Origin of the sequence: Thermobaculum terrenum ATCC BAA-798 (assembly GCF_000025005.1) — a bacterium.
Classification (GTDB): Bacteria; Chloroflexota; Chloroflexia; order Thermobaculales; family Thermobaculaceae; genus Thermobaculum; species Thermobaculum terrenum.
In genome coordinates this window covers 1,358,492-1,383,099 of sequence record NC_013525.1, presented here as the reverse complement: position 1 = coordinate 1,383,099, position 24,608 = coordinate 1,358,492, and the positions used below count along the sequence as shown (strand labels likewise).

The following is a 24,608-nucleotide window of genomic DNA, read 5'->3' as shown; positions in this document are numbered from 1 at the left end:
GGCTTCCATGGACCAGTCTTCTTTCCCGGGAAGATTTAGTGCAACATGTTGCTAAATACCCAGGTATGTCATGGTATGTGCCTGGTACGAATGCGTATCTTATAGCAGGTCCATGGAGGAACAGAGATGACATAGTTGAGATATTAGAATCCAGGGGCGACAGATATAGGCCAGCTTTGTGGACATCTCTTATGGAATCCATAATCAACACTGCTGGAGCAATTATTGTAGACCCTACCGAATACAAATCAGCTGCTCACTTCTATCATACCGTCAAGGTTTCTTGCTTGGAAACAGTATTGGTGCTGAGGAACACTCATATACCTGGGCCTGAGTTAAGTGTGGAATTGGAAATACAATCAGTGCTCAAAAGGGGGATAGCTGAACTAATAGCAATAGATTGGGACTCTTTTCCATGGCTCTGGCGGAACTCCCGGAGGGAATTTGAAGAATATCTTGATTCCCCTGGAGTTCATGCGTGGGTGGCCTACAAATCTGAAGAACCTATTGGCTATGTAAGTCTGACTCTCTATGACGATTGGGGGCATATAGATAGGTTAGCTGTTAGGCCAAACTTTCAAGGTAGGGGATATGGGGCGCAACTACTATCCTGGGCTCTTAGGCAGCTACATGTCATGGGAGCTAAGTATGCGCAGCTAAGCACTCAAGAAACTAACGAAAGGTCTTTCAAACTATATTCGTCATTCGGTTTCAAATTATGCAGAGGTGGTTACAAGATATACGGAAAGTATCTAGGATAAAAAAACTAGCGCCTCTTAAACCTGTCTCTAAAATCCCTAGACGAGCCATTAAACCTGTCTATCATGTTATCCCAAGGACTGCTATCATCCACAGGCCTGCCTCGCCATAGCTTCTCAGGTCTATCTTGAGGTCTCCACCTTAGAGCACCGAAAACGCTTGGTAGTAAGAAGAGGATTGCACCGATCACGGCTATCCAATCCTGGATAACACCAAGCCCTGAGAGTAGTGTAGACGATATAAAGATTAGTAGCACGCCTGATATCAGCAGTTCGCTATCCCTTAAGCCTGAACCAAGCCTACCTGCTACCTTATTCATGATTGCTGAAAAAGACATTCTACGGCGCGGCAGCACCGGGGGGATATCCCTATAAGTCTTGGAGGTTGTGCGTCTTGGGGATTCTTTGGATTCAAGTCGTGCTATTATTTCCTCTATTTCCTTCTCGTACTTATGCATCTTCGTCCCCCGAAATAACCGCCTTTCTAGCAATTTATAGTCTAGTTAGGAGGGGTTGTCAATATCTGCGCAGGGGATTTATTGATTAGCATGGCGTACGAGAACACTTTGACACCGGCTGTTGTAAATCAGTAAAATGCCTGTTGGCGTTCTTTTCGTGTAAAAACTCTTATCTTCACACAAAAGTTGGCTAAAACATTCTTAATACTAGGAGTGTGATTTCGATGTCCCAAGAGGTTCTAGCTTCTGTTGCTCAACAGCAACTAAGATCTGATATACCGGACTTCGGTCCTGGTGATACTGTGCGCGTCCATGCTCGAGTTGTGGAAGGTAACCGTGAGAGAATTCAGGTGTTCGAAGGCGTAGTGCTTCGACGCAGAGGTAGTGGTATAGCTGAAAACTTTACCGTAAGAAGGATCGCTTCCCATGGAATTGGGGTCGAGCGCAACTTTCTGTTGCACTCGCCGCGCATCGACAAAATTGAGGTTGTAAGGCGCGCTAAGGTGCGTCGCGCTAAGATCTATTATCTAAGAAATCTTCGTGGTAAGGCTGCTAGATTAAAGGAGAAGCGCACTCAGTAGAGTAAGTGCTATGTGCGCTTCAATAGCCCCTATAGAGGAAAAGGGATTTCACCCATTCGAGCCTACTCTGTGGCGCCAGGGTTATGCTTACGTGGCTGGTCTAGATGAGGCCGGTCGAGGTGCCTGGGCTGGGCCAGTATTTGGGGCTGTAGTGGTACTTCCTCCTGACCTCAGCACTTTAGAGTCCCTTGCTGAGGTCGTTAGGGACTCTAAAGTGCTATCACCTAACAGAAGGGAGTTAGCTTACGAAGCCATAAAAGCATCGGCATTATATATCGGCATTGGCGCAAGTACTCCTGATGAGATCGATACTTTGGGTATATCTAGGGCTACTGAGCTGGCTTGGCTACGCGCCTTACGAGATGCCGATTTACCAGATGTACTTTTGATTGATGCGTTCAAGATTAGGGCTTGTTCTATTAATCAGGTAGCGATAGTTGATGGTGATGCTCTCTGTTTATCTATAGCTGCTGCTTCTGTGGTAGCTAAGGTTTTGAGAGATCGATACATGGCAGATCTTACAGAATACGTCCCAGGTTTCAGCTTTCATAAGCATAAGGGTTATGGCACACGCGAGCATCAGGCTGAGATAGCTATCTATGGTGTTACCCCTCAACATAGGCGCTCATTCGCTCCCATAAGCACTGTGCTAGGTGCACAACATGAGTAAATCTCTTGGGCGTATTGGGGAGGATTATGCCTGTAATTTCTTGTTATCAAAGGGATATAAACTTATTGCGCGAAATTGGCGATGCCGACAAGGCGAGATAGATATTATCTTCCAGGACAAAGATGAAATCGTATTTGTCGAGGTCAAGACCCGTTCCAGCCTAAGTTTGGGTACTCCTGAGGAATCTATAGATATGCATAAAGCCAGGCAGTTACTTACCCTAGCTAAGATATGGATTTTTGAATGTTATGACGGGGAGAAGGATCCGCCGGTGAGGTTTGATGCAGTGACTGTTACGATCTCTCGTAGCGGGCGAGTAATAGACTCAAATCATATACAGAATTGTATTATGCCCGGCGACTACGACTAGCACAACACAGCTCTTCCATTCCTGTCGGTATGTACCTCGTATATATTGTCCCTAGCCTTCAACTTGACTACGTATCCTGGCGTTATTACCTGCATATACATCATTCCGGGTTCTGGGCATCCGAGGGAGCTATCGCTCCAGTTCCGAGATGTAATACTTACTAATTCGATCTCACCTAACTGCAGACCCTTCTTGCTAGCCAGCTCTCTCTTGGCAGCAATGATAGCTCTTTCTTCAATAGGTGAACCACCCACGTTGGGGTTTTTGCTCTCATCTTTACTGCACATTACTGCGTTCCCGTTCTTATCGGTATGAACTTCAAATCTTTGGTTGTCGTATTTGAGTAAGATTATATAGCCAGGAGTCATGACTTGATTATATGACTTATCTTTTTCGGCACAACCTAAGGATGTATCTGGCCACTCCTTGGGAATAACTTGTATTACTCTAATAAGTCTTGGATCTGTGTTAAGTCTCCGACTAAGATAATCGACTGCTGTAGCTACTGCCAGCTGCTGAGCGGAAGGGGTAGCCTCCACTGGTATCGTTGGTGTAATTGCGGTGGTTATAGCAGGGACAGGCGTGTTTGTCGGGGAGATCTGGGCCGTTTTCCAACTGGTTTCCTGTGTGGCGTTGTATCCTGTTTTGCTGACGCCACAAGCCATACAGAGCAAGGTCAAGCAGATGAAAGCTACGGTATTTAGTCTTACTATACTCATCTCTATTTATGACGTGACCGATAAGTCTAGTGTTTCATCATTTGGAAGAGAACGTGTCTGGCATTGTACACATATCTTAGGCCGCTTGTGATGGTAAGAATAACCGCTATATACATTATGAAATAGGCAAATATCTGCACTGGCGTTACACTTGAGATAGACATATTCGCAGGTAGTTCACTTCCAGCGAAAGCTAGGAAAAGCATGAATATAGCAGCGTTTGTGACGAGTGTCTTGTGTTTTCCCCAAGCTGCAGCAGGTATTATCAAACCCTCTGCCGCGGCCACTGTTCTCAGTCCGGATACTATAAACTCTCTAGTTATAATAAGGGCTGCCGGCCATGTAGGGAGTATTCCCAAGTCCACAAAGACTAAAAGTACACACGAGGTCAGTATCTTGTCCGCCACCAAGTCGAGATATATACCCAATGTGCTAGCCTTGCCTGATCTGCGCGCAACGTAGCCATCCAGCAAATCAGAGATGGCTGCTATAAGGAATATGGCAGCCGCTGGAACAAAGAGAGAAGGAGGATGCCACAGTACAAATCCTAATATTATAGGAACTGCTAGAATTCTCGCTATACTGATGGCGTCGGCTAATCGAACTGTCTGACCTATCACGAGCATCTATAGTAATTGCTTGGAAAGTAGTAATAGGCAATGACACAACCTGGGCATCCATACTGATCTAATGTCTTGGCACTGCAACCATTCACAGATACTAGAAGATTTTGGGCATTATTAGAGTATATATATAGCTGATTGTATGCGCCGAAGTCTTTCTCCTGGCCTGGTTTCATTGTTCCAGAGAAAACTACATCCCCATCTGCCCTAACTACCACGTTGCCAATAGCTAGGGTCTTAATATGCGCTATAACGTTTCCAGCGACCTTTTTTTTCGATTCTTTGCGTGTCTTATGAGAACGCTGATTTTTCCTTTTATCTGTACTTCTTTGGTTATCAGCGCTCTGCCTTTTATCCTCATTATTTCCTGCTGTTTTCTGACTGTTGTTAGGCGTTGACGTTGGTGTTGGGCTAGGCTGAACAGTAGGGGTGGACTTAGATTGACTAACGAGAGTTGGTGTGGGTACGTTGACTATTCTTGATACAGTCGGAGTGGGAGTAGTTGGTGGAATAGTTGGGAATATACTAGGTGTAGGTATTACTTCTGCAACATGCTTGTTCCTTGGACTAACTACTACCCCGTATGCGAGTACAGCTATGGCGGCGATTAGTACAAGCGCTACAGCTATAGCTCCAAAACTTGGGCTAATATGGCCTTTGCTCACGGTATTTGCAGCTGCCGATATATGTTGTTCATGAGCAGCTTCTAGCTCGTTGAAAGACTCCACTAATGCATCAGAATCCAGCCCAAGAAAGTCCGCATATCGACGCAGGAAGTTCTTAGCATAGAACGCCCCGGGCAGAAGATCAAACCTGTTTTCCTCCATAGCTTTGAGGAATTCGGGACGTATCTTTATAATTTGCGATACATATTCGTACGTTAGTCCTTTGGAAAGCCTAGCATCCCGAAGAGCTTCCCCTATGTCTTGCATAGGTCCTCCAGATGATTTTCTCTGACTGCCTATTATAGTGATGTTTAGGGCACCAGGGCACTAACCCTATCAGGAACCCTAAATCCCTGATTTGCTATCTTTTGCTTGAGTACTTCTATTGCTTTCTCGAACTGAGGACCACTTGTACCGTTATCTTGTTCTGTACTTTTTACTATATAATCCGGCGTTAACCCTTTGCCGTTTATATCTTTCTTATCGGGTGTAAGCCAGTGGGCTACAGTAATATGCACGCTCGAGCCATCCGCCATAGTATGGACCCTTTGCTCTGATCCTTTCCCAAATGTTTTTTCTCCAACGAGTTCTGCTCTACCCCTGGCTTGCAGTGCTCCAGATACTATCTCGCTAGCACTTGCGGTGCCCTTGTTTACAAGTACGACCATAGGAAGATCATACATACTTACTTTGCCAGTGATGACATCCAGCGGGTGTTCTCCGCCTGGTCCCTTGGTGGTATCTTCATACATAGCTACCCCGCCGTTGAGAAATCTGCCTAGCATTTCTCTAGCAGCTTGTACCCATCCACCACCGTTATCTCTTAGGTCCAATATTACCCCTTTAACCTTATCCTTTTTGGCTTGATTTATAGCCTTATCTAGCTCTGATGTAGTATTGTCTCCGAATATAGTTACTCTAATGTAACCGATATTTCCATTTACTAGTTGATAGCTAACTTGTGGGACTTTGATGTCTGCTCTGTAAATTTTCACATCGAAAGTCTTATCTCCTCTCTTGATCGTAAGAGTTACTGGTGTTCCCTTAGGACCTCTGATCTTGCTTATTACTTCATTGCTATCCATCTTTGAAACGTCTTCACCATTGACTGCTACGATGATATCTCCTCTTCGTAGCCCAGCTTTTTCAGCCGGAGAGTTGTCAATTGGTGCAACAATCACGGGTTGCTTGCCATTGAATTCTACGTAAACACCGATCCCTTCGAATTTACCGCTCATCTCTTGTTGGAGATACTCAGCCTGTTGTGGTGGTAAGAAGGTGCTGTAGGGATCACCGAGGGTGCCTACCATTCCCTCGGCTGCTCCATAAAGTAGCTTCTTGCTGTCTACGGGTCTGCCATAGTATTCCTGGTTTATAAGTTGATAGGTTTCTTGGAGTACTTTCCAAACTTGGTCGGTCGACTGATCCTGCGGCTTATTGTCTGTAAATAAAGACGCAATATTAGTGAGTCTGCCGCCTCTTTCTGAATAAACATAGCCCGTAAATATGCCCATAAAGAATATAAGTAGGACTAATAACGTGGTGGTAACACCTATAAGAAAGCTCTTCCACTTGCTTGACATGCTTTCCCCTTTCATCGATTTATGTTGCTCTCCCTACATGATACCCCTATTCTTAGGTAACTTCTAAGCTAGAATATCCACAGGAAATTGACTCTTGAGGTGCAATACTCACAGCTAAGGATAGGCTTCATTGGGGCAGGTAAAGCTGCCTCAGCCTTGGCCATGGCGCTTTATAGATCCGGGTGGCAAGTTAGTGCTATCTATAGTCGATCTTGGAATAGGGCTGTTGACCTATGTAAGAGCGTGTCAGCGAATTTGTGCCTTACTACTTACGATGTTCTTCTACGCGCGGATGTCGTTTTCATATGTATTCCAGATAGGTTTATACAACAAGTTGCCTATCAATTAGCCAGATGTCCAAGCTCTCTTGAAGGTAAGTGCATAGTCCATACTAGCGGTACCCTTGACATTGATGTTCTCGAACCTGTACGTGCATCTGGCGGATTGATCGGTATATTTCATCCTTACCAGACCTTAGCCTCAAGAGACTCCTGGAAGTTGTTATCTAAATCCTTTGTGGGAATTGATGCTCCCGATCCTGTCTTTCAACTCCTATCCGATATTGTCAGGAGCATAGCTCTCGATTTCTTTGACCTCCGTAATGTGAGTAGAGTTCCATATCATATATCGGCTGTCATGGCCTCTAACTATCTGATTGCTTTATTGCTAGAATCTAGATACTTACTTGAGAAGGCAGGCATACCACAAGATCAGGCTTATAGAGCAGTTATCTCGCTCGCTGTTGGTGCTCTGCAGAACGCATCGGAGCTGGGGTTGGAGAATGCCATCACAGGACCACTATCAAGAGGGGACATTATAACTCTACATAAGCATTTGCAGTACTTGGAGAATGCTGAACTATACAAAGCGCTCACGGCCTACAAATCGCTTGGACTATTACTTTTGGAGCATATTAAAAAAGGCAAAGGTAAACACATACCTATAGATCAACTTGATAGTTTGTTAGGATTATGAGAGTCTTTGAAACAGTAGATGACATTCGATCCTTTAGAAGACGCCTCACTGGCACGGTTGGTTTTGTCCCTACTATGGGTTATCTGCATCAAGGCCATGTTTCGTTAATAAGAAAGTCTAAACAGCTTTGTGATCATACGATAGTTAGTATTTTTGTTAACCCAACTCAGTTCGGTCCTAGCGAGGACTACGATAGTTATCCCCGGGATATAGAAAGAGATATTCGTATCTTGTCTTCGGAAGGCGTTGATGCTGTATTCTCCCCGAGTGTACAAGAGATGTACCCACTGGGAATGGATGTCATAGTTGACCCAGGACCAATAGCTAATAAGCTTGAGGGAGCAAAGAGGCCTGGACACTTCAAGGGCGTAGCCACAATTGTATGCAAGCTGTTTAACATAATAGGGCCAGATATGGCTTTCTTTGGGCAGAAAGATGCTCAGCAAATAGTTGTATTGCATCGTGTTGTGACAGAGCTTCATATCCCTGTCAAGTTGGTACCTTGCCCTACGGTGCGGGAAGATGATGGCCTTGCTATGTCCTCTAGAAATGTATACTTGACGCCTGAAGAGAGATTAGTCGCTCCTACCTTGTATCAAGCTTTGATGCTAGTAAGGGATAGATGGCTGGCGGGCGAAACTTCTTGTGACAATCTAAAGAATGCTGCTCGCGAACTCCTATCACAGCAGCCTTTGATACGCCTAGAGTACATCAGTATTGCCGATCCTTACACACTTGAAGAGCTTGATTCCTTAGCTGGTAATAAGGCTTTAGTTTCACTTGCTGCACATATAGGTCGGGCGCGATTGATAGATAATATAGTTCTAGGGTTTGAAGAAGAAGTAATAGATCTCGATAGGCGGTAAATTATGTTCATGGCCATTGATGTAGGCAACACGAACGTAGCCATAGGAGTACATGACCACTCTAGATGGATCGCTCGTTGGCGTATTAGTACTAGCAGTACGCGTACTGCAGATGAATGGGCAGCGGTCATAAGCGAACTACTTCATCTTGCAAATTTAACTACTGATCACATTGACCATATAGGTATTAGCAGCGTGGTGCCAAGCGTTACTACCGAACTAAGAAATATGGCTGTTTGTCATTTTCACTTAGATCCCTTTGTGGTAGCTCCCGGCGTGCGTACGGGTATCCAAATCCTTACTGATAACCCTAAGGAAGTTGGTGCTGATCGCGTGGTCAATGCCCTAGCTACCAGAGAGAAATACGGGGGACCAGCAATTGTTGTTGATTTTGGCACAGCAACTACCTTTGATGTGATATCTAAAGAAGGAAATTACATAGGTGGTGCTATAGCGCCAGGGATAGTGATATCTGCTGAAGCTCTAAGAAGGTTTACTGCTAAGCTGCACGAAGTAGAGCTAGTGCCGCCACCTAAACCTATTGGGAAGAATACTGTTGAGGCTATGCAATCAGGCATTGTGCTGGGCTATGCAGCTATGGTAAATGGCCTTGTAGCAGCGATTCATGAGCAGGTGGGACCATGTAAAGTAATAGGTACTGGTGGACTTGTGGGTGTTGTCTCACAAGCTACTAAGATCTTTGATTACATAGACCCAGATCTCACCATCGATGGAATTAGGTTCATGTATTACCTCAACACTCCCAAGCCGGAAGAGTCTTTGCATGAGTAGATTTCAAGGCAAGAAGGTAGTATTCGGTGTTAGTGGAAGTATCGCCGCTTATAAAGTCGTTCAAGTGGTGCGTGACCTTGCTTTGCTAGGTGCGGATGTGCATGTGATAATGACCCGATCTGCTACGAGGTTCGTTACTCCACTCACCTTTCAGGCATTGAGCAAGAACCGAGTATATACCTCGGCTTGGGATGCATCTCCTGACCACCCCGAGATACATGTTGAACTGTCTCGTAATGCCGACCTGATGGTGATCGCCCCTGCTACTGCTAACACTATGGGGAAAATAGCCTTAGGGCTTGCATCAGATATTGTTAGTCTGACTGCTCTCGCCTGTAATGCCCCTCTTATTGTTATTCCTGCTATGAACGATCAAATGTGGACGAGCAGCGTCGTTCAGTCCCACGTTCACAGGCTGGTGGAGCGTGGTGTGACGGTAATGCAGCCGGGCTATGGTGATCTGGCCTCAGGTGATGTCGGGTATGGGAGACTTCCTGACCCAGAAGATATCTTGGGGGCTATTAGGTGGCATCTAGGTCGGAAAGGCCCTCTGCAGGGCAGAAAACTGGTAATTACAGCTGGTGGTACCAGAGAGCCTCTTGATCCAGTCAGGTATATAGGCAACAGATCATCAGGTAAGATGGGTTTGGCTCTATCCCAAGCAGCGATCGATATGGGGGCTGATGTAACTCTTATTGTCACGAATTCAGTGCAAGAATCATTGCCTTGGGGGGCAGAGGTAGTAAGAGTCGAGACATCTGCTGAGATGTTAGAAGCGGTAAGTTCTGCTGTCTCCGATGCAGCCATGCTTATCATGGCTGCCGCAGTTGCCGACTACGCACCTGCGCAGATAAGTCCTTCCAAGATGAAGAAGACTGGCGAGGACCTAGTAGTCAGACTAGTTGAAACACAAGATATACTAGCTTCGATTAGTGAGGTACCAATTGCTAAGGTTGGATTTGCAGCTGAGACGGAGAACTTAATACAAAACGCCAAGGCCAAACTAACTAAGAAGAACTTGGATGTTATTATCGCAAACGATGCTGTTGAGACGATCGGCTCTGAATATGCAAAGGTAGTCATTATTTCTAAAGATAATGATTACCTTGAACTTCCTAAATTACCTAAGGAGGATGTAGCTCAGAAGATAATATCTTACTTGGCGAATTATCTCCTTTCCAGGTAGTTATAACCTTGGATCATAATAACCTCTTGGCGTTACCTTGACCTCTCTTCCTCGAAATAGGAAGACCAACATCAATCCAGCAACGAATCCACCTATGTGTGCCCAAACGGCGACTCCTCCTGTCTGGGCTGTGGGCGCGCCAAGATCAGCTATACCTTGGAATACCTGTAGCAGTATCCAGATTCCTATAAGTATCAGAGCTGGTATATAGGTGGTAGTGATGAAGTAGAAAAATATTACTAGTGTTCTTATATTGGCTCGTGGAAACAGTACTAAATAGGCAGCAAGCACACCAGCTATAGCACCGCTTGCTCCCACACTGGGGATTGGTGATAGTCTATTGAAAAGGATATGTGTAATGCCAGCTATTATGCCACATGCAAGGTAGAAGATAAGATACTTTACATGTCCCATATTAGCTTCGACGTTATCTCCAAATACCCATAGGTAAAGCATGTTGCCACCTATATGAAGCAAACCTGCATGCATGAACATAGCGGTAAAGAGGGTGATGAATATAGGGTGTGGTGATGGAGCACCTATATCCCTTCCAAGGGTGTACTCTACTGGAATAACTGCCCACCTAGTGAAGAAAGCCTCTATCGATGCGGTGTTTGCAGTTAAGTTAATTCCCCCTAAGCTGGCTTCATATATGTAAACGAGTATGTTTATAGCAATTAGCGTCAGGTTAACAAACGGAAACCTAGCTCTATAGTTGACATCAGAGATCGGGATCATATCTTCTCCACAATATGGTTGGAATTATATGAATATGCTGCTGGATAATAATAGATCAATCTCCAGCAGCATCACTAGCAAGAGCTTCTTTAGTTACTGAATTTGTGTTCTAATGGGTATCCGGCCCCGAATGTCTTATCTGTTCGGACGCATTAGATATGTTTTCGCTAGCTGATGACTGCATTGACTCAGCCTTTTCTCCTGCTCTTTCAGTAGCTCGTTGAGCCTGTTCCACTACTTCCTGAGTACGCCTTGCTGTTCTATCTATAGTTTGGCTGCTTGCATCGAGAACATCAGAAACATAACCGGTAAGCCACTGTACGATTTGTGCCCTGGTTTCCCTACCGCTACGCGGGGCAAATAGTATACCGAAGGTCAATCCGTACACAAACCACTTAATTGCAGTTATTAGCTTGCTCACTTTTTCCTCCTTAAGATTTCTCTTCTTTCGGTCTTTGGTCTAACCTGTGTAAACTCGCCGCAATTATGATACTATCAATCTTAGATTACTTCTGAGGCTTAGCCACGGTAAGAGAGAAGCAAGAAATATGCCATATTTCTGTTTTAAATCCTGATTATGGAGGGTTTAGGTGGCTCATAGTAGACCCAGACTAGATGCTATTAGGGTTGGCATGCTCGTGCTATCCTCCAATGGTCCGCAGCTGCTTGGAACCATTGAGGAGATATTAGTCTCCCCTGACAAGAGGCGAGCTTGGCTTCGCTTGTCTGAGCATTCAGTTCCTATTCCCGTGGAAGCAGTTGAGCATATAGGCTCTAATGGTGTTATGCTCAATTCAGAAGCTGAGAAGAAATTGCTGACCGGTTGGGGAGATGTTCCAGCTGATTATGTATCCACCTATCTCTACCACTGGGCAGACTCCAAGCATGAACCAGCTGAAGTTCAAAAGGATCTAGAAGCCAATGCTTTGAACCCTAAGAAAGAGTCTTAGCTCGATGTTGGAGCATTTGTTATGTCTCAAGCCGTTTTGGCAATATTTCTGAGAGAAGAAGATTGTACTCGAGCTGTCGAGAAGCTTAGGGAAATAGGCGTAGAGCCCTCAGATATAGCCGTAATCCACCAATCTTCCCGGATTATTTCCACCTCGCTGGATAGTGAGGGACTACCTGAGGAGCTATTCACCGGAATATTAAGTGGTGCAATATTAGGTGGTTTGATAGGGTGGATTCTGTCTCTTGGAGTCTTTGATCTTCATGGTATAGGTCGTTTTGCCGCCTCTCATGCTTGGGGGGCGGTTATTTCTGGAACCTTTCTTGGAGCTGCTTTACTTGGTCTGCTATCTGCAGTGGCTTTTATATACAGCAGGCCTAGAAGTAGTTCTTATGATGAGATCAGAGAATCCTTGATCACCGTTAAATCTTCTTCAGTTCCATCTGAACAGTTGATAGCCTTATTGAAGTCCATAGGTGCGGAGAACGTACATCCCATAGAGTGGGATTTTGAATCCGGAGGAGGACTATTTCGATCATCTCAGATAGAGATAGGCAGCCCAGTATGGTCTTCGGATTCCAGAAATATAGGTGTTGTTGAATCCAAATACCAAAATAAATTTGTGGTACGTACGCAAAACAATGAGTTCGAACTCGATCTAAATAACGTCATAGGTATAGATTCCAGGGGTATCCACATCAATCTACCATCTATTGTATTTGCTAGTTCTCCTAGCGAACACGAAAGTCGTTGAAACCTCTCTATGCTGTTCTGAGTTGTTACCTAGGGAGATGCTGGGGCTTAGATAATGAACACTGTCAGTAAGCAACCAACATGGTATAAGTTAGCCGTTAGGTTAGATTTCGCTCGGCCTTTGTTCGCAACTCTTGTGGAAAGGAAGAACTTGATAGCCAAGTGTACAGCTGTGCTTCTCCTAGTGTGCGCTATATCAGTTACTCTTAGGGTAATTTACAGGATAGACAAATGAGAAACTACACCCTACTTCGAGTCTCCGTTCTCCTGGTGCTTACTTTCGTTATTGCCATCTTTCCCGCCTTTATCTTGTCTTCCTCTACCCATGCTCAAGATAAGTCCCTTGTCTGGGAAAGATTCGACTCTACTCTTAGTATCTCTAGATCTAATGAAGTAAGAGTGACTGAGATAGAACAAGTTAAGTTCTTATCCGGCACATGGCGCAACGGGAGCAGAACGATACCGCTAGATCGGATAGATGAGATCAAGGATGTATCGGTGGAACAATTAGACTCACAGGGGCAGGCTACTCCTCTAAGCTTTAATGCCGACCATAGAGGAAATGATGTTGTCATAACTTGGAGCTTTGATACTGCCGGTGCAGGTGATGTGCGCACGTTTAGAATAAACTACACCGCTGTTGGTGTGGTAAGGCTTTACCCCAACTCTCGACAAATAAGATGGCAAGCAGTGCCTCCAGATCGGGCTTTCCCTGTGCAAAGCAGCACTGTACGAATAATTTTCCCTGAGCCCATAGATCCTTCCAAGGTAACATTGGCTTCTTATCCTGAGAGGTTAGGGGGAACATCTAGATTTACAGATAACACTGCTGTGTTTACTGTTCGCGATATTCCCGCTTATGACGGATTTGAGGTTAGGGTTGAATTTCCCGCTGGTATTGTTGAGGGTCCACCACCCAGCTGGCAGGCTGCTGCAGATAGGGCTGATTATATTGCTGAGAACATAAGGCCGATAGCTAACTTCATATCTTTGTTCGTAGCAGTCTTATTGGCCTCGCTGGGTACTGTCTTCTTAGTCCTGCTTTGGTATACGAAAGGTAAGGATCCTGATGTGGGGCCTGGCCCAAGTATGTTGAAGGAGCCTCCTAGTGATCTTCCAGCTCCGCTGGTAGGTGTCCTGATAGATGGGAAAGCAGGATCTGAGGACGTGGTGAGTACCATCGTATCGCTTGCGGAAAAGGGTGTTATTTCTCTCGAACCTGTGGAAAGAAACGATCTGCTTGGCAGTAACAGAGACTATAGAATAACTTTGCTTGGAGATGTAAAGGATTCTTCTCTATTTCCCCACGAACGCGCTCTTCTATGGATGTTCTTCAACAATGGAGATAGAAAGGAAATATATCTATCTGAAGCTAAGCAGGTATTTACCGCGAGCATGCAAGTATTCACTTCTAACCTTTACGAGGAAGTTGTTGAACTTGGCCTGTTCAAGGCTAACCCTGAGTCTGTACGTAAGACTTACCGACGCATTGGGTGGACTGTGGTTATTCTAGGGGTTCTAGGAGCGCTAGTAGTTTCTATCTTGTTTAACACTTATGTCTCCTGGTTTCTTGGAGCTCTACCATTCGTTATTCTTGCAGTTTTGGGCATGGCTCTAGTTGCCTTATCTGAGGTCATGCCAGTGCGTACTGTAAAAGGAGCTATAGAGGCAAAGAAATGGCTAGCCTTTAGAAACTATCTTGCCAGGATGGAGTTAACTGAGAACCTAGCAAAGCAGCGTGAACTCTTTGAAAAATACCTTTCTTATGCAACAGTCTTTGGACTTAGTAACTCGTGGATCAAGAAGTTTTCGTCTGTTGGTGTACCGGCTCCATCATGGTATAGAGGCAGCTATGGATGGGAAGGATTAAATCGTAGTGGTTATGGTAGCTCTCCTTGGGCTGGTCCAGGACCTATAATAATCTTCCCTCCATTTGGCGGTGTCTCAGGCTCTGGACATCACGGTGGTTCTTCGGGAAGTGTTGACTCAGGAGAAGGTCTGCATGATAATACAGGTCTAACTAATATGGGAGACGGTCGTGGTGTACTTGACCGTTCTAGCGCTGGACTTGCGGACTTACTGGATATGGCTTCTGATGCTTTCGGCAGCTCACATTGGGGAGGCGGTGGTGCCGGCGGATTTGGAGGAGGTAGTGGAGGAGGCGGGGCTGGTTTCAGTTAGTGACAAGGATTTTTTGGAGAAACTAGGATGATCCCTCAGGGCAGGTTTTGGGGTGCTCTCATAGCTGCTGCTGGGATAGCTCTGGGTTTCCTTTGTCTTGTCTGGACTCTAACCTCAGCCGGCAGTACAGGAGGGAAGATATTAGGCTTATCTGTCGTAGTTATCTTGGCGCTTCCGCTGGTCTTTGGTGGCGCATATCTTTTTATGCAGGGATCCAAGGAGAAGGAGCGCGAGCAATTTATTGTGTCTAAGCAGAAGGCTTTGGAAGTAGAAACTCTTTCTAGAGCACAGATAGCTGAGATCATAGAATTGCAACGCGATAGAATCAAGAAAATTCTCCAATTGGAGGAATCCACTTTAGATCCTACCTCTTGCCTTATGCTGGAAGACATCACAGTGAGGCTTGAAGGTGCATCTCGAGTGTTACAGAGGTCTGCGTACGACCGATTAGCTAGCCCTGAATCACTACTTGGCTCACCAGGTAGTGATATAGCTGTGCAAAGCGTGGATAGCGCCCTGCAAGGTCTAGTTGAAAAGTTGGAAGATTCTGTATCCAAGCTCACTGGAGATTTATCCAATCAATCTTCTCGTACTAGCTCCATATCGGAGCTTGCCTCTATAACTGATAACCTTGAGGACGCTATAAATCGAAGATATGCGCTTGTTGCTGGCACTCACTCTAGAGCTTTACCGACTGTAGCTGAGCTTCTGAGCGATGTGGCTCCTGTGGGGGCAACCAATCTGTCCGACTTTACTAGTTTGTCGCCGGGGGATGCGGTTACCTACGAGGAAAAAGACTATCTTATCAGCGCTAGGCTTGAATGGAGGGATAGAGATAAGATTTGGTGGACATATATGCTGTCTTCTAAGGATGACACATGGCTTTATGTCGCGGACGGCGGTACCCGTATAGGCATCATGCATAGGGTCACTGGCATAGTCATACCAGAGGGAGACTCTTTTACTAGTGAGGGTAAAAGTTATCGGGCTGCGATCGATGGCACGGCACTTGTTGAAGTTACCGGGGCTAGCGGATCGAGAGGTGGGCTAATTGTTACATACAGAAGATATGATTCGAGTGAAGGCTTTCTCTGGGTTGAGACTTGGCAGGATGAGAACAAAATATTCTCGGGAAGATGGGAGCGTCCTGAAAACATATCGGTTTGGAAGAGAAGATCTGAAGACAGAAAGGAATAGAATCGAGAGATGGTAAGGAGGGGAAAGATGGCAAGCATTATAGAGCGTATAGGTACGATACTTAGGGCTAACATCAATGCCATGCTGGATAAGGCCGAAGACCCTGAAGCTATGATAGATCAGATCATTCGCGACATGGCTAGTGCCATCGCTGAAGCTAGAGCTCAGGTTGCGGAAATGATAGCTCAGGAGAAGATCATAGAGGCTAATTTGGAAAGAAACAGGTCGTTAGCTAATGAGTGGCGACAGAAGGCAGAGTTGGCAGTTCAAAAGGGACGTGATGATCTGGCTAGAGAGGCGCTCCGCAGATATAACGACTATTTGGAAAATGCCAGTGTCTATGAGCAGCAGCTAGATGCCCAGAGAAAGATAGTTGACAAGTTGAAGAATGAGCTTCAGGCTCTAGAAAGCAAGTATGAGGACGCTAGAAGAAACAGAGAAGTCCTGATTGCCCGACATAAGCGAGCTGAGACTCAGCGTAAGGTCGCTACCATAAGTGCACAGCTCAATACGATGGATCCTGCTGCTGAGCTTGGACGTATGGAAGAGAGGATAAGGCTAGAGGAGGCTAGAGCTGAGGCTGAAGCCGAGCTATCGGCAAGCTCCCTAGATGAGCAGTTCGCTGCCTTGGAAGGGGACAGTCAGATAGAAGCGCAGCTACAGGAGCTGAAGAGACAATTGACTGCAGGTTCTGCACAGGAGTCGCTGCCAGAAGGTACTTCGAAGGAATCTTCCGAACAGTGATTTCTGTCAATACCTTATATTAGGAGATGAGAAGTGTACGTCTGGATCACCGCACGTCGTATAAAACCAGGTCTTATGAAGGAATTTCTAAAGGCATGGCATGATCCAGGCAATGCTCTGCCGGTTTCTCCAAATGAACCGGGAGGCCCTACAGTTTATGTATTGCTGCCTACCGATGATCCTAATGAGATGTGGGGTGTAGGCTACTTTGATTCACTGGAGACTATAAAACGCTTCAAAGAAAGCCCTCAGATGGCAAGGCGTCAGGAGGCTTTGTCCCCGTATATAGAAGAAGTGCTTTGGGACAGGGTGTTTGAAGCTCATCCCTGGGTCGAGTATGAAAAGCCATTATATTATGCTGTATATGTGCGTATGCGACCTGCTCAGCGCTTCAGATTGATAGCTGTGTGCCCCAATGCGCGTGAGGCCATCAATCAGGCTGACAGAGTAATGCAGGAAGCCAGGGCCAGCGGGTACGAACATCCTGAATGGACAATGAGAGCGTTCTTCGATCCTAGTGAGGCCCCGGATTCTTTACCACCTAATGTTTGGCATGATCATGTTCGATAAACTGAAGTCTGACCATTGTTACTATAGCTAGTCTTGATTATCCGTTGGTCAAGTTGTATACTCTCCACAAAGAAAATATTTTGAAAGGCTTTGAACAGGAATAGTAGGCATTCAAGCGGGGCTCAGAGAGCCGGGTTAGGTGTGAGCCGGTGCCAGCGCGAATGCTGAATGGGCCTGGGAGCTGCGAACCGAAAGCTTCCTGCAAGTAGGCTTCGCCGGAGTCTCCGCCGTTACAAGGAGAGAGGTATCGGAGCTTGTGTCTCCCGTACCTCCTGAGTGAGGCCTTAGGCCTAATTGGGGTGGCACCGCGGAAGCCCTCCGTCCCCAGCTTGTCTGGGACGGAGGGCTTTGAATTTTAAGCAGCCTTAGTTAGGAGAATAGGCAGTGTACGCACCCGACTTTGAAACTTTCAAGAAGATAGCTAAGCCAGGAGTAATAGTTCCGATATATAAAGAGATCCTCGCGGATTTGGAAACGCCTCTATCTGCTTATGCTAAGTTGCTATCTTCTGACTACGGATTTTTGCTTGAAAGCGTTGAGGGTGGCGAAAGGATGGCCCGTTATAGCTTTCTAGGTTCTGATCCGCAGGCTATAGCTATCTTTTCGCGAGATGGTTCTATAGTTTTGCAGGATGAGCATCTAATTCCTCTGGATACAAATGATCCCCTGGATCTCGTTAGCCAGAGACTGTCCAGGCCGATAGTGGGCAAACCGAGAAATCTGCCGAGGTTTCTTGGTGGGGCAGTGGGGTATATAGGTTATGAATGTGCCTCTCTATGGGAAAGATTGCCGCTGGCTCGAGAAAGGGCTATAGATGTTCCCGATGCGATATTGATGTTTGTTGATACCATTCTTATATTTGATAGGCTTAGGCACAGAGCTATCGTTCTTAGTAACACCCTAGTAGATGAGGATTTATCTGGCTCCTATGGGAGGGCTATTGAGCGTATAGATAGCTTTATAGATAGACTTTCTTTACCTCAACGCCTATCTCAGGTTGATGCGGAAGTCCCTTCTGAGGACTTAGATATCCAATCGAATATGACTCCTGAAGAATTTTGTGATGCTGTAGAGAAAGCTAAGCGTTACATAGCTCAAGGAGACATCATCCAAGTAGTTCTATCTCAAAGATGGACAAGGCAAACCATTGCTACTCCTATGGATGTGTATAGAGCTCTTAGAGCTATTAATCCATCTCCTTATATGTTCTTGCTTCAGATGGGTGATATCTCATTGGTAGGTGCTAGCCCCGAGATGCTGGTACGTGTGCAGGATGGTGAAGTTAGTACGCATCCAATTGCGGGTACAAGACCCAGGGGTAAAGATGAAGACGAAGATAAGCGCTTAGAGGAGGAGTTGCGAGCCGATCCCAAGGAAAGAGCAGAGCATATCATGCTAGTTGATTTGGGAAGAAATGATATTGGCAGGGTATCTATCCCTGGCACAGTCCGAGTTACCCAGTTAATGGATGTAGAGAGGTATTCTCACGTGATGCATTTAGTATCTCACGTGGTTGGTAGGTTAAGGGATGATTATCCTTCATGGGAAGCCCTTAGAGCTTGCTTCCCTGCGGGAACTGTTTCTGGCGCACCCAAGATAAGAGCTATGGAGATCATAGCAGATCTGGAAAGAGAGCAGAGAGGGCCTTATGCGGGCGCATTGGGTTACTTCGGCTATGGTGGGAATCTGGATATGGCGATAACTATACGAACTATCCTGATGAAGGATGGGCTAGCGCATGTCCAGGCAGGAGCTGGAATTGTCGCTGACAGTGAGCCTGCTAGGGAGTACCAAGAGACCCGAAACAAGGCCAGGGCTTTGATGAGAGCAATTGGTATGGCTGAGAGTTTCTCAAAGGAGAATGCTAATGCTGCTGTTAATAGATAACTATGATAGCTTTACATATAACTTGTATCAGATGCTTTCGCAGCTTGGGCAGGAGGTCTTAGTTTATAGAAATGATGAGATCACTATAAGTGATATCCAAAACATGGCTCCTGATCGTATCGTTATCTCGCCAGGCCCGGGGACTCCAGATGATGCAGGTATATCATGCGAGGTTATAAAGAGTTTAGGTGGCAAGTTGCCAATACTTGGGGTTTGCCTGGGTATGCAATGTATCGGCCAGGTTTTCGGTGGAAGGATAGTGAATGCTGGTGAGCTTCTACATGGCAAGACCAGCCTTATATACCACACAGGTAAAGGGGTATTTAGAGACATACCTTCTCCCTTTGAGGCAGTGCGTTATCATTCTTTGGTAGTAGATAGATCGTCCATCAGTGATGAGTTAGAGATCGTTGCCCAAACTTCTAACGGCTTGATTATGGGATTAAGACATAGAAGTATGCCTGTCGAGGGAGTACAGTTCCACCCTGAGAGTGTGTTGACCGAATATGGATCCAAGATACTTGCAAACTTCCTTAACGTGGATCTCAAAGAGCCATTACAGCTAATAGGAGCTTAGGTCATGGAAAGGGATGTGTCAGTAATTTATGAGGCAATACACTTACTTAGCCAAGGTAAATCTCTGACTCGAGATCAGGCTGAGGCAGTTATGGACCTGATAATGGAGGGGCAAGTTACTGGTGCTCAGTTCGGTGCCATAATGATGGGTTTGCACTTGAAGGGGGAAACTATAGATGAGATAGCAGGTTTTGCCTCGGTGATGCGTCGTAAGGCTCTGAGGGTAAATGTCAAGGGTGATGTCGTAGATACCTGTGGAACTGGTGGAGATAAGGCTGACACTTTCAATATAAGTACTACTGCTGCTTTCGTTATAGCTGCAGCTGGTGCCAAGGTTGCCAAGCATGGTAATAGGGCTATGAGTAGCAGGTGTGGATCAGCCGATGTTTTAGAAGCCTTAGGAGCGAGGATTGACCTTGGCCCTACTGCTGTAGAGAGAGTTATAGAGGATACTGGTATGGGCTTTATGTTTGCTCCTCTGTTCCATCCAGCTATGAAGTATGCAGCAGGTCCAAGAAGGGAAATGAGAGTAAGGACTATATTCAACATACTGGGACCTCTTACTAACCCTGCTGGAGCAAGAAGACAAGTGCTAGGGGTAGCTGATAGTGCCTTAGCATCGAAGATGATAGAGGCATTGCGTGAGCTGGGTTCCGTACATGCGTTGGTTGTGCATGGAGAGGATGGCCTTGATGAGATAACGCTATCTGGTCCTAGCATGGTATACGAACTTAAGGATGGGAAGATAAGCAGGTACGAGATCTGTCCAGAGCAGTTTGGATTTAGATCTTCTTCAACTCAGAGTTTACGCGGAGGCGATAGAGAAACTAATGCTGATATTACTAGGAAAGTTCTCACTGGTACCTCAGGCCCAGCTAGAGATGTAGTTCTAATAAACGCTGCTGCGGGCTTAGTAGCGGCGGATGTAGCTGAAAATCTGAAAGAGGGCTTGGAGATTGCGGCTCGTGTCATCGATGAAGGAGCTGCTATGGAGAAGTTGGACGCTTTCATAGGTGCGACTCATAGGTTTGCTGAAGAAAATTAGGGTGATTAGGAGGTCATTACATTGAGCGTTTCTGAGCTTGAAAAGGTTCCAGCCAATCTATCCCAGGCCCCCAAGTCTCGGGTTTTATCTGGAATCATGCCCACCGGGGACCTACATATAGGCAACTATATAGGCGCTATCAAGAACTGGGTTGCTATGCAGTACGAGCATGACTCCTTCTTCTGCATAGTCAATATGCATGCTATCACCACCCCTCAGGATCCTAAGGAGCTTTACGAAAAGACAAGAGAGGTGGCAGCGCTATATATCGCCTGCGGAGTGGATCCAAAGGTATCGACTATATTCGTGCAGTCGCATGTCCCAGCTCATACTGAGCTTTGCTGGATACTTAACTGCATCGCACCAATGGGGTGGCTGGAACGCATGACTCAGTTCAAAGAAAAATCGAAGGGTGATAGAGAGAGGTCCAGTGTCGGGCTCTTTGATTACCCTGTGCTTCAGGCTGCAGATATCCTGCTATATGGAAACGTTCCCCCAGTACCTCTCTATGTGCCCGTAGGAGAGGATCAAAAGCAGCATCTTGAGCTTGCGCGGGATCTGGCTGAGAGGTTCAATCGACTGTTTGGTGATACATTGGCCATACCTGAACCATACATACCTAAGTATGGTGCTCGCGTGATGGGACTGGATGATCCTACCAAGAAGATGAGCAAGAGTGAGAAGAGTAGATACCATGCTATTAGGCTTTTGGATAGTCCAGATGATATCAGGAAGAAGATTGCTAGGGCAGTGACTGACCCTGGTAGAGATATAAAGTTCGACCCGGAAAGGCCAGGTTTGTATAACCTTCTAACTATTTATCAGGCTGTCACTGGTCAATCCGAGGAGGAGATAGAGGCTCACTTTGAAGGAAAGGGTTATGCCGATCTTAAGCGGGAGCTTGCTGAAAGGTTGGTTGAGTACCTGGCTCCTCTCCAGGAGAGGTATCGTGATATAAGACAGGATCCATCTTATCTGGAGAACGTTCTGGCTCAGGGAGCTGAGCGTGCACGCGAGACATCTGCAGTAGTTCTGAATGCTGTCAAGAAAGCTGTGGGTTTGGAGTAATACAGTTGACTATGAGCAAGAATTTCCTAAGCGAGATCATTGATAACAAGCTCGAGGAAATCAGGGAAAGGCGCAATATTAATCCTGAACATGTCCTCATAAGCAGGCTTGATCGAGTCCGACCACCGCGGTCCTTATACAAAGCACTGCGCACGGTAAACACAGTGGGGGTTATTGCGGAGGTCAAGCGCCGCTCTCCATCGAAAGGAGATCTGAACACAACTCTCGATCCTGTCTGGATGGCTCGGGTTTATCAGAATGCACGAGCATCAGCTATAAGTGTACTGACTGATGAGAAATACTTCGGTGGATCGCTTGATGATCTTCAAAGTGTGAGCTCCCAGGTTGGTATCCCGGTGTTGCGCAAGGACTTTATTCTTGATGAGTACCAGGTAGTTGAGAGCAGGGCTAATGGCGCGGACGCCATACTGCTTATAGTTAGGGCGCTGACTGGAGACAAACTTGCCTGTCTCATAAATGCTGCCTCTGAGCTTGGTATGGATGCTCTTGTAGAAGTTCATGATGAAGAAGATGTAGACCTGGCGTTGGCGTCAGGAGCTCGTCTAATCGGCATAAACAACAGAGACTTGGAAAGCTTCCATACCACGATTGAAGTTACTCAGCGATTGGCTCCATATATTCGTGATCGTACTGATTCAGAGGTACTAGTGATCTCGGAAAGCGGTATCTTTAGTAGATCTGACGTGGAAAGCGTACAGGCAGCTGGAGCCGATGCTGTGTTGGTAGGTGAAGCCCTTGTTGTCTCAGGTGATCCTGCTAAGAAGATAGAGGAGCTGAGGGGTGAGCGTCGAGGTTAAGTTTTGTGGCATCAAGACGCTTGAACATGCACGTCTAGCTTCGCAGCTTGGTGTCGACTACTTAGGATTTGTATTTTATGAGAAATCTATTAGATACGTAAGTCCTGAAGATGCCGCGCGTATAGCTGATCAACTGAGAGGTGATATCAAATTGGTTGGGGTTTTTGTTAATGAAACCCCAGAAAGGCTTAATGAAGTTGCAGATCTCGTAGGTTTGGATTTAGTACAGCTTTCAGGGGATGAAAAACCAGAGATCATTTCCTATATCCGGAAACCAGTGATCAAAGCTATTCACGTCCTAGATGCTTATACCACTAGATCTCGAGTTGAGATCTATAAACCTTTATGTGAGATGATCCTTCTGGATACATACTCTAAGGACAAGATGGGAGGTACAGGGAGAGTATTTGACTGGTCCATAGCCCGGGAGATATCGACTTTCTATCCTGTCATGTTAGCAGGAGGTTTAAGTCCGGCTAACGTGCAGGAAGCTATAAGAATGGTGCGCCCTAAGGCCGTGGATGTAAGTAGTGGGATCGAGACTGATGGCGTCAAAGATCCTATCAAAATGAAAGCTTTTATAGAAGCTGTAAAGGGTGTGGAAGTATGACTGAGAATACAAGTTCTTTTTCTGCTATAGGTAGCCACTATCCCGATAATAAAGGTAAGTTTGGTAGGTATGGGGGCAGGTACGTTCCTGAGACTTTGGTGCCTGCTTTGGATGAGTTAGAAGAGGCTTACGCTTCCATCAAAGATGATCCCGAATTCCAGCAAGAGCTTAACCAGCTGCTGAAGGATTATGTGGGTAGGCCTACTCCCTTATATCATGCCAAAAGACTGTCTGAGATCCTGGGTGGTGCCCAAATATATCTCAAGAGGGAGGATCTAGCGCATACAGGTGCTCATAAGATAAACAACGCTCTGGGACAGGCTCTACTTGCTCGCAAGATGGGCAAGAGAAGGATAATAGCCGAAACTGGAGCTGGTCAACATGGTGTGGCTACTGCTACCGTCTGCGCCATGTTGGGTCTAGACTGCGTGGTCTATATGGGTTCCGAGGATGTTGAAAGGCAAAAACTGAATGTATATAGAATGGAGCTCTTGGGTGCCACTGTGGTGCCCGTCGAATCTGGTACCAGAACTCTCAAGGATGCTATCAACGAGGCGATAAGGGATTGGGTTACCAATGTTAGAGAGACCTTTTATCTTATAGGGTCAGTTGTGGGACCACATCCTTACCCTATGATAGTGCGGGATTTTCAATCAGTGATCGGAAAAGAGTCAAGGGAGCAGTTTCTATCTAAGGTGGGACGTTTACCAGATATTATAGTTGCCTGCGTGGGGGGAGGAAGCAACTCAATGGGCATATTCTATCCGTTCATTGAGGACAAAGATGTAAAGCTCGTTGGGGTTGAGGCAGGCGGCCTGGGTATAAGCTCTGGTAAACATGCTGCTACCCTCGTAGCAGGCAGCTACGGTGTCCTTCACGGGGCTGCCATGTATCTACTGCAAGATGAGAACGGCCAAATCATGGGTACGCATAGTATTAGTGCAGGCCTTGATTACCCCGGGGTTGGCCCAGAACACTCATATCTCAAGGATATAGGACGCGCGGAGTATACCAGCGTCAATGACGATGAGGCTCTTGAGGCATTCAAGCTTCTTTCTCGTACAGAAGGTATTATCCCTGCTCTGGAGTCTGCACATGCTGTTGCCTACGCCGCTAGATTAGCTCCTCAAATGTCTACTGACAGCTTAATACTCATCAATCTCTCCGGGCGTGGGGATAAAGATCTCGGGACCATAGTTGGTCCTGCTCAGGAGGTAGGTGCCTAA

Annotated in this window: 28 protein-coding genes and 1 other annotated feature; of the genes, 21 read left to right on the top strand and 7 right to left on the bottom strand. The window is 46.0% G+C overall.

The genetic code is table 11. The features are described 5' to 3' along the window. The first annotated feature begins 38 nt into the window (after positions 1-38). The gene (locus TTER_RS06480; RefSeq protein ID WP_169302640.1) at positions 39-761 is read left to right on the top strand and encodes a GNAT family N-acetyltransferase; all 723 of its coding nucleotides are present in this window, start codon (positions 39-41) and stop codon (positions 759-761) included. 5 nt (positions 762-766) lie between these two features. Here the strand turns inward: TTER_RS06480 and TTER_RS06475 are convergent, their stop codons facing one another. Then, positions 767-1,216 carry a hypothetical protein gene (locus TTER_RS06475; RefSeq protein WP_012875218.1) on the bottom strand — a complete coding sequence of 150 codons (450 nt, stop codon included), beginning with the start codon at positions 1,214-1,216 and terminating at the stop codon, positions 767-769. Between the two features lie 224 nt (positions 1,217-1,440). Between TTER_RS06475 and rplS the strand changes: the two genes are divergently transcribed. Genes rplS through TTER_RS06460 form a run of 3 tightly spaced genes read left to right on the top strand, consistent with a single transcriptional unit; the run spans position 1,441 to position 2,837 of the window. After that, complete coding sequence (gene rplS / locus TTER_RS06470; RefSeq protein ID WP_012875217.1) at positions 1,441-1,797, top strand: 50S ribosomal protein L19; 357 nt, start codon at positions 1,441-1,443, stop codon at positions 1,795-1,797. 10 nt (positions 1,798-1,807) lie between these two features. Next, positions 1,808-2,467 carry a ribonuclease HII gene (locus TTER_RS06465; protein WP_012875216.1) on the top strand — a complete coding sequence of 220 codons (660 nt, stop codon included), beginning with the start codon at positions 1,808-1,810 and terminating at the stop codon, positions 2,465-2,467. After that, the gene (locus TTER_RS06460) at positions 2,460-2,837 is read left to right on the top strand and encodes a YraN family protein (RefSeq protein WP_012875215.1); all 378 of its coding nucleotides are present in this window, start codon (positions 2,460-2,462) and stop codon (positions 2,835-2,837) included. Before TTER_RS06465 ends, TTER_RS06460 begins: the two co-directional genes overlap by 8 nt. Here TTER_RS06460 and TTER_RS14705 read toward each other — a convergent pair. Genes TTER_RS14705 through TTER_RS06440 form a run of 4 tightly spaced genes read right to left on the bottom strand, consistent with a single transcriptional unit; the run spans position 2,834 to position 6,427 of the window. Then, a complete protein-coding gene (locus tag TTER_RS14705) occupies positions 2,834-3,556 on the bottom strand; it encodes a hypothetical protein (protein ID WP_012875214.1) in 723 nt (240 codons plus the stop codon). The two genes, TTER_RS06460 and TTER_RS14705, sit on opposite strands and share 4 nt — an antisense overlap. Before the next feature lie 26 nt (positions 3,557-3,582). Then, entirely contained in the window at positions 3,583-4,182 is a 600-nt protein-coding gene (pgsA, locus tag TTER_RS06450) for a CDP-diacylglycerol--glycerol-3-phosphate 3-phosphatidyltransferase (RefSeq protein ID WP_041424400.1), read from the bottom strand. Then, the gene (locus tag TTER_RS06445; protein WP_012875212.1) at positions 4,173-5,111 is read right to left on the bottom strand and encodes a helix-turn-helix domain-containing protein; all 939 of its coding nucleotides are present in this window, start codon (positions 5,109-5,111) and stop codon (positions 4,173-4,175) included. The genes pgsA and TTER_RS06445 overlap by 10 nt, the downstream gene beginning before the upstream one ends. A 44-nt stretch (positions 5,112-5,155) precedes the next feature. Continuing rightward, on the bottom strand, positions 5,156-6,427 hold the full coding sequence (locus TTER_RS06440; RefSeq protein WP_012875211.1) for a S41 family peptidase: 1,272 nt from the start codon (positions 6,425-6,427) through the stop codon (positions 5,156-5,158). A 99-nt stretch (positions 6,428-6,526) separates the two neighbouring features. On the opposite strand from TTER_RS06440, the gene TTER_RS15340 reads away from it, so the two are divergent. From TTER_RS15340 to coaBC, 4 genes are read left to right on the top strand one after another with little or no spacing between them, the layout of a single operon-like run. Further along, positions 6,527-7,402 (top strand): Rossmann-like and DUF2520 domain-containing protein, encoded by an 876-nt coding sequence (locus TTER_RS15340; protein ID WP_012875210.1) that lies wholly within the window; start codon positions 6,527-6,529, stop codon positions 7,400-7,402. Continuing rightward, on the top strand, positions 7,399-8,268 hold the full coding sequence (panC, locus tag TTER_RS06430; RefSeq protein WP_012875209.1) for a pantoate--beta-alanine ligase: 870 nt from the start codon (positions 7,399-7,401) through the stop codon (positions 8,266-8,268). Before TTER_RS15340 ends, panC begins: the two co-directional genes overlap by 4 nt. A 3-nt stretch (positions 8,269-8,271) precedes the next feature. Beyond that, positions 8,272-9,060, top strand: coding sequence for a type III pantothenate kinase (locus TTER_RS06425; RefSeq protein WP_012875208.1), 789 nt, complete (start codon positions 8,272-8,274; stop codon positions 9,058-9,060). Further along, positions 9,053-10,246 carry a bifunctional phosphopantothenoylcysteine decarboxylase/phosphopantothenate--cysteine ligase CoaBC gene (gene coaBC / locus TTER_RS06420; protein WP_012875207.1) on the top strand — a complete coding sequence of 398 codons (1,194 nt, stop codon included), beginning with the start codon at positions 9,053-9,055 and terminating at the stop codon, positions 10,244-10,246. Before TTER_RS06425 ends, coaBC begins: the two co-directional genes overlap by 8 nt. Here coaBC and TTER_RS06415 read toward each other — a convergent pair whose 3' ends face one another. After that, the gene (locus tag TTER_RS06415; protein WP_012875206.1) at positions 10,247-10,984 is read right to left on the bottom strand and encodes a rhomboid family intramembrane serine protease; all 738 of its coding nucleotides are present in this window, start codon (positions 10,982-10,984) and stop codon (positions 10,247-10,249) included. 109 nt (positions 10,985-11,093) lie between these two features. After that, positions 11,094-11,405, bottom strand: a complete 312-nt coding sequence (locus TTER_RS06410) for a YtxH domain-containing protein (RefSeq protein ID WP_012875205.1) — start codon at positions 11,403-11,405, stop codon at positions 11,094-11,096. Positions 11,406-11,574: 169 nt separating this feature from the next. Here TTER_RS06410 and TTER_RS06405 point away from each other — a divergent pair, with 169 nt between their 5' ends. From TTER_RS06405 to trpB, 13 genes are all read left to right on the top strand, one after another. Beyond that, complete coding sequence (locus TTER_RS06405) at positions 11,575-11,934, top strand: hypothetical protein (RefSeq protein WP_012875204.1); 360 nt, start codon at positions 11,575-11,577, stop codon at positions 11,932-11,934. A gap of 21 nt (positions 11,935-11,955) precedes the next feature. Continuing rightward, positions 11,956-12,687, top strand: a complete 732-nt coding sequence (locus TTER_RS06400; protein WP_012875203.1) for a hypothetical protein — start codon at positions 11,956-11,958, stop codon at positions 12,685-12,687. 230 nt (positions 12,688-12,917) lie between these two features. Beyond that, entirely contained in the window at positions 12,918-14,867 is a 1,950-nt protein-coding gene (locus tag TTER_RS06395; protein ID WP_012875202.1) for a DUF2207 domain-containing protein, read from the top strand. 27 nt (positions 14,868-14,894) lie between these two features. Beyond that, entirely contained in the window at positions 14,895-16,064 is a 1,170-nt protein-coding gene (locus tag TTER_RS06390) for a DUF4178 domain-containing protein (RefSeq protein WP_012875201.1), read from the top strand. A gap of 27 nt (positions 16,065-16,091) precedes the next feature. Then, positions 16,092-16,808, top strand: coding sequence for a PspA/IM30 family protein (locus TTER_RS06385; RefSeq protein WP_012875200.1), 717 nt, complete (start codon positions 16,092-16,094; stop codon positions 16,806-16,808). 33 nt (positions 16,809-16,841) lie between these two features. Continuing rightward, positions 16,842-17,378 (top strand): antibiotic biosynthesis monooxygenase family protein, encoded by a 537-nt coding sequence (locus tag TTER_RS06380; protein ID WP_012875199.1) that lies wholly within the window; start codon positions 16,842-16,844, stop codon positions 17,376-17,378. Between the two features lie 81 nt (positions 17,379-17,459). Continuing rightward, positions 17,460-17,707, top strand: a binding site (T-box leader). A gap of 55 nt (positions 17,708-17,762) precedes the next feature. Next, positions 17,763-19,265, top strand: a complete 1,503-nt coding sequence (gene trpE / locus TTER_RS06375) for an anthranilate synthase component I (RefSeq protein WP_012875198.1) — start codon at positions 17,763-17,765, stop codon at positions 19,263-19,265. Beyond that, positions 19,246-19,842 carry an anthranilate synthase component II gene (locus TTER_RS06370; RefSeq protein ID WP_012875197.1) on the top strand — a complete coding sequence of 199 codons (597 nt, stop codon included), beginning with the start codon at positions 19,246-19,248 and terminating at the stop codon, positions 19,840-19,842. The genes trpE and TTER_RS06370 overlap by 20 nt, the downstream gene beginning before the upstream one ends. A gap of 3 nt (positions 19,843-19,845) precedes the next feature. After that, the gene (trpD, locus tag TTER_RS06365) at positions 19,846-20,886 is read left to right on the top strand and encodes an anthranilate phosphoribosyltransferase (RefSeq protein ID WP_012875196.1); all 1,041 of its coding nucleotides are present in this window, start codon (positions 19,846-19,848) and stop codon (positions 20,884-20,886) included. Between the two features lie 21 nt (positions 20,887-20,907). Beyond that, positions 20,908-21,954: a tryptophan--tRNA ligase gene (gene trpS, locus TTER_RS06360; RefSeq protein WP_012875195.1), complete on the top strand. Its 1,047-nt coding sequence runs from the start codon at positions 20,908-20,910 to the stop codon at positions 21,952-21,954. 11 nt (positions 21,955-21,965) lie between these two features. Further along, positions 21,966-22,772, top strand: coding sequence for an indole-3-glycerol phosphate synthase TrpC (gene trpC / locus TTER_RS06355; protein WP_041424849.1), 807 nt, complete (start codon positions 21,966-21,968; stop codon positions 22,770-22,772). Beyond that, positions 22,756-23,382, top strand: coding sequence for a phosphoribosylanthranilate isomerase (locus TTER_RS06350; RefSeq protein ID WP_012875193.1), 627 nt, complete (start codon positions 22,756-22,758; stop codon positions 23,380-23,382). The genes trpC and TTER_RS06350 overlap by 17 nt, the downstream gene beginning before the upstream one ends. Continuing rightward, on the top strand, positions 23,379-24,608 hold the full coding sequence (gene trpB / locus TTER_RS06345; RefSeq protein WP_012875192.1) for a tryptophan synthase subunit beta: 1,230 nt from the start codon (positions 23,379-23,381) through the stop codon (positions 24,606-24,608). Before TTER_RS06350 ends, trpB begins: the two co-directional genes overlap by 4 nt.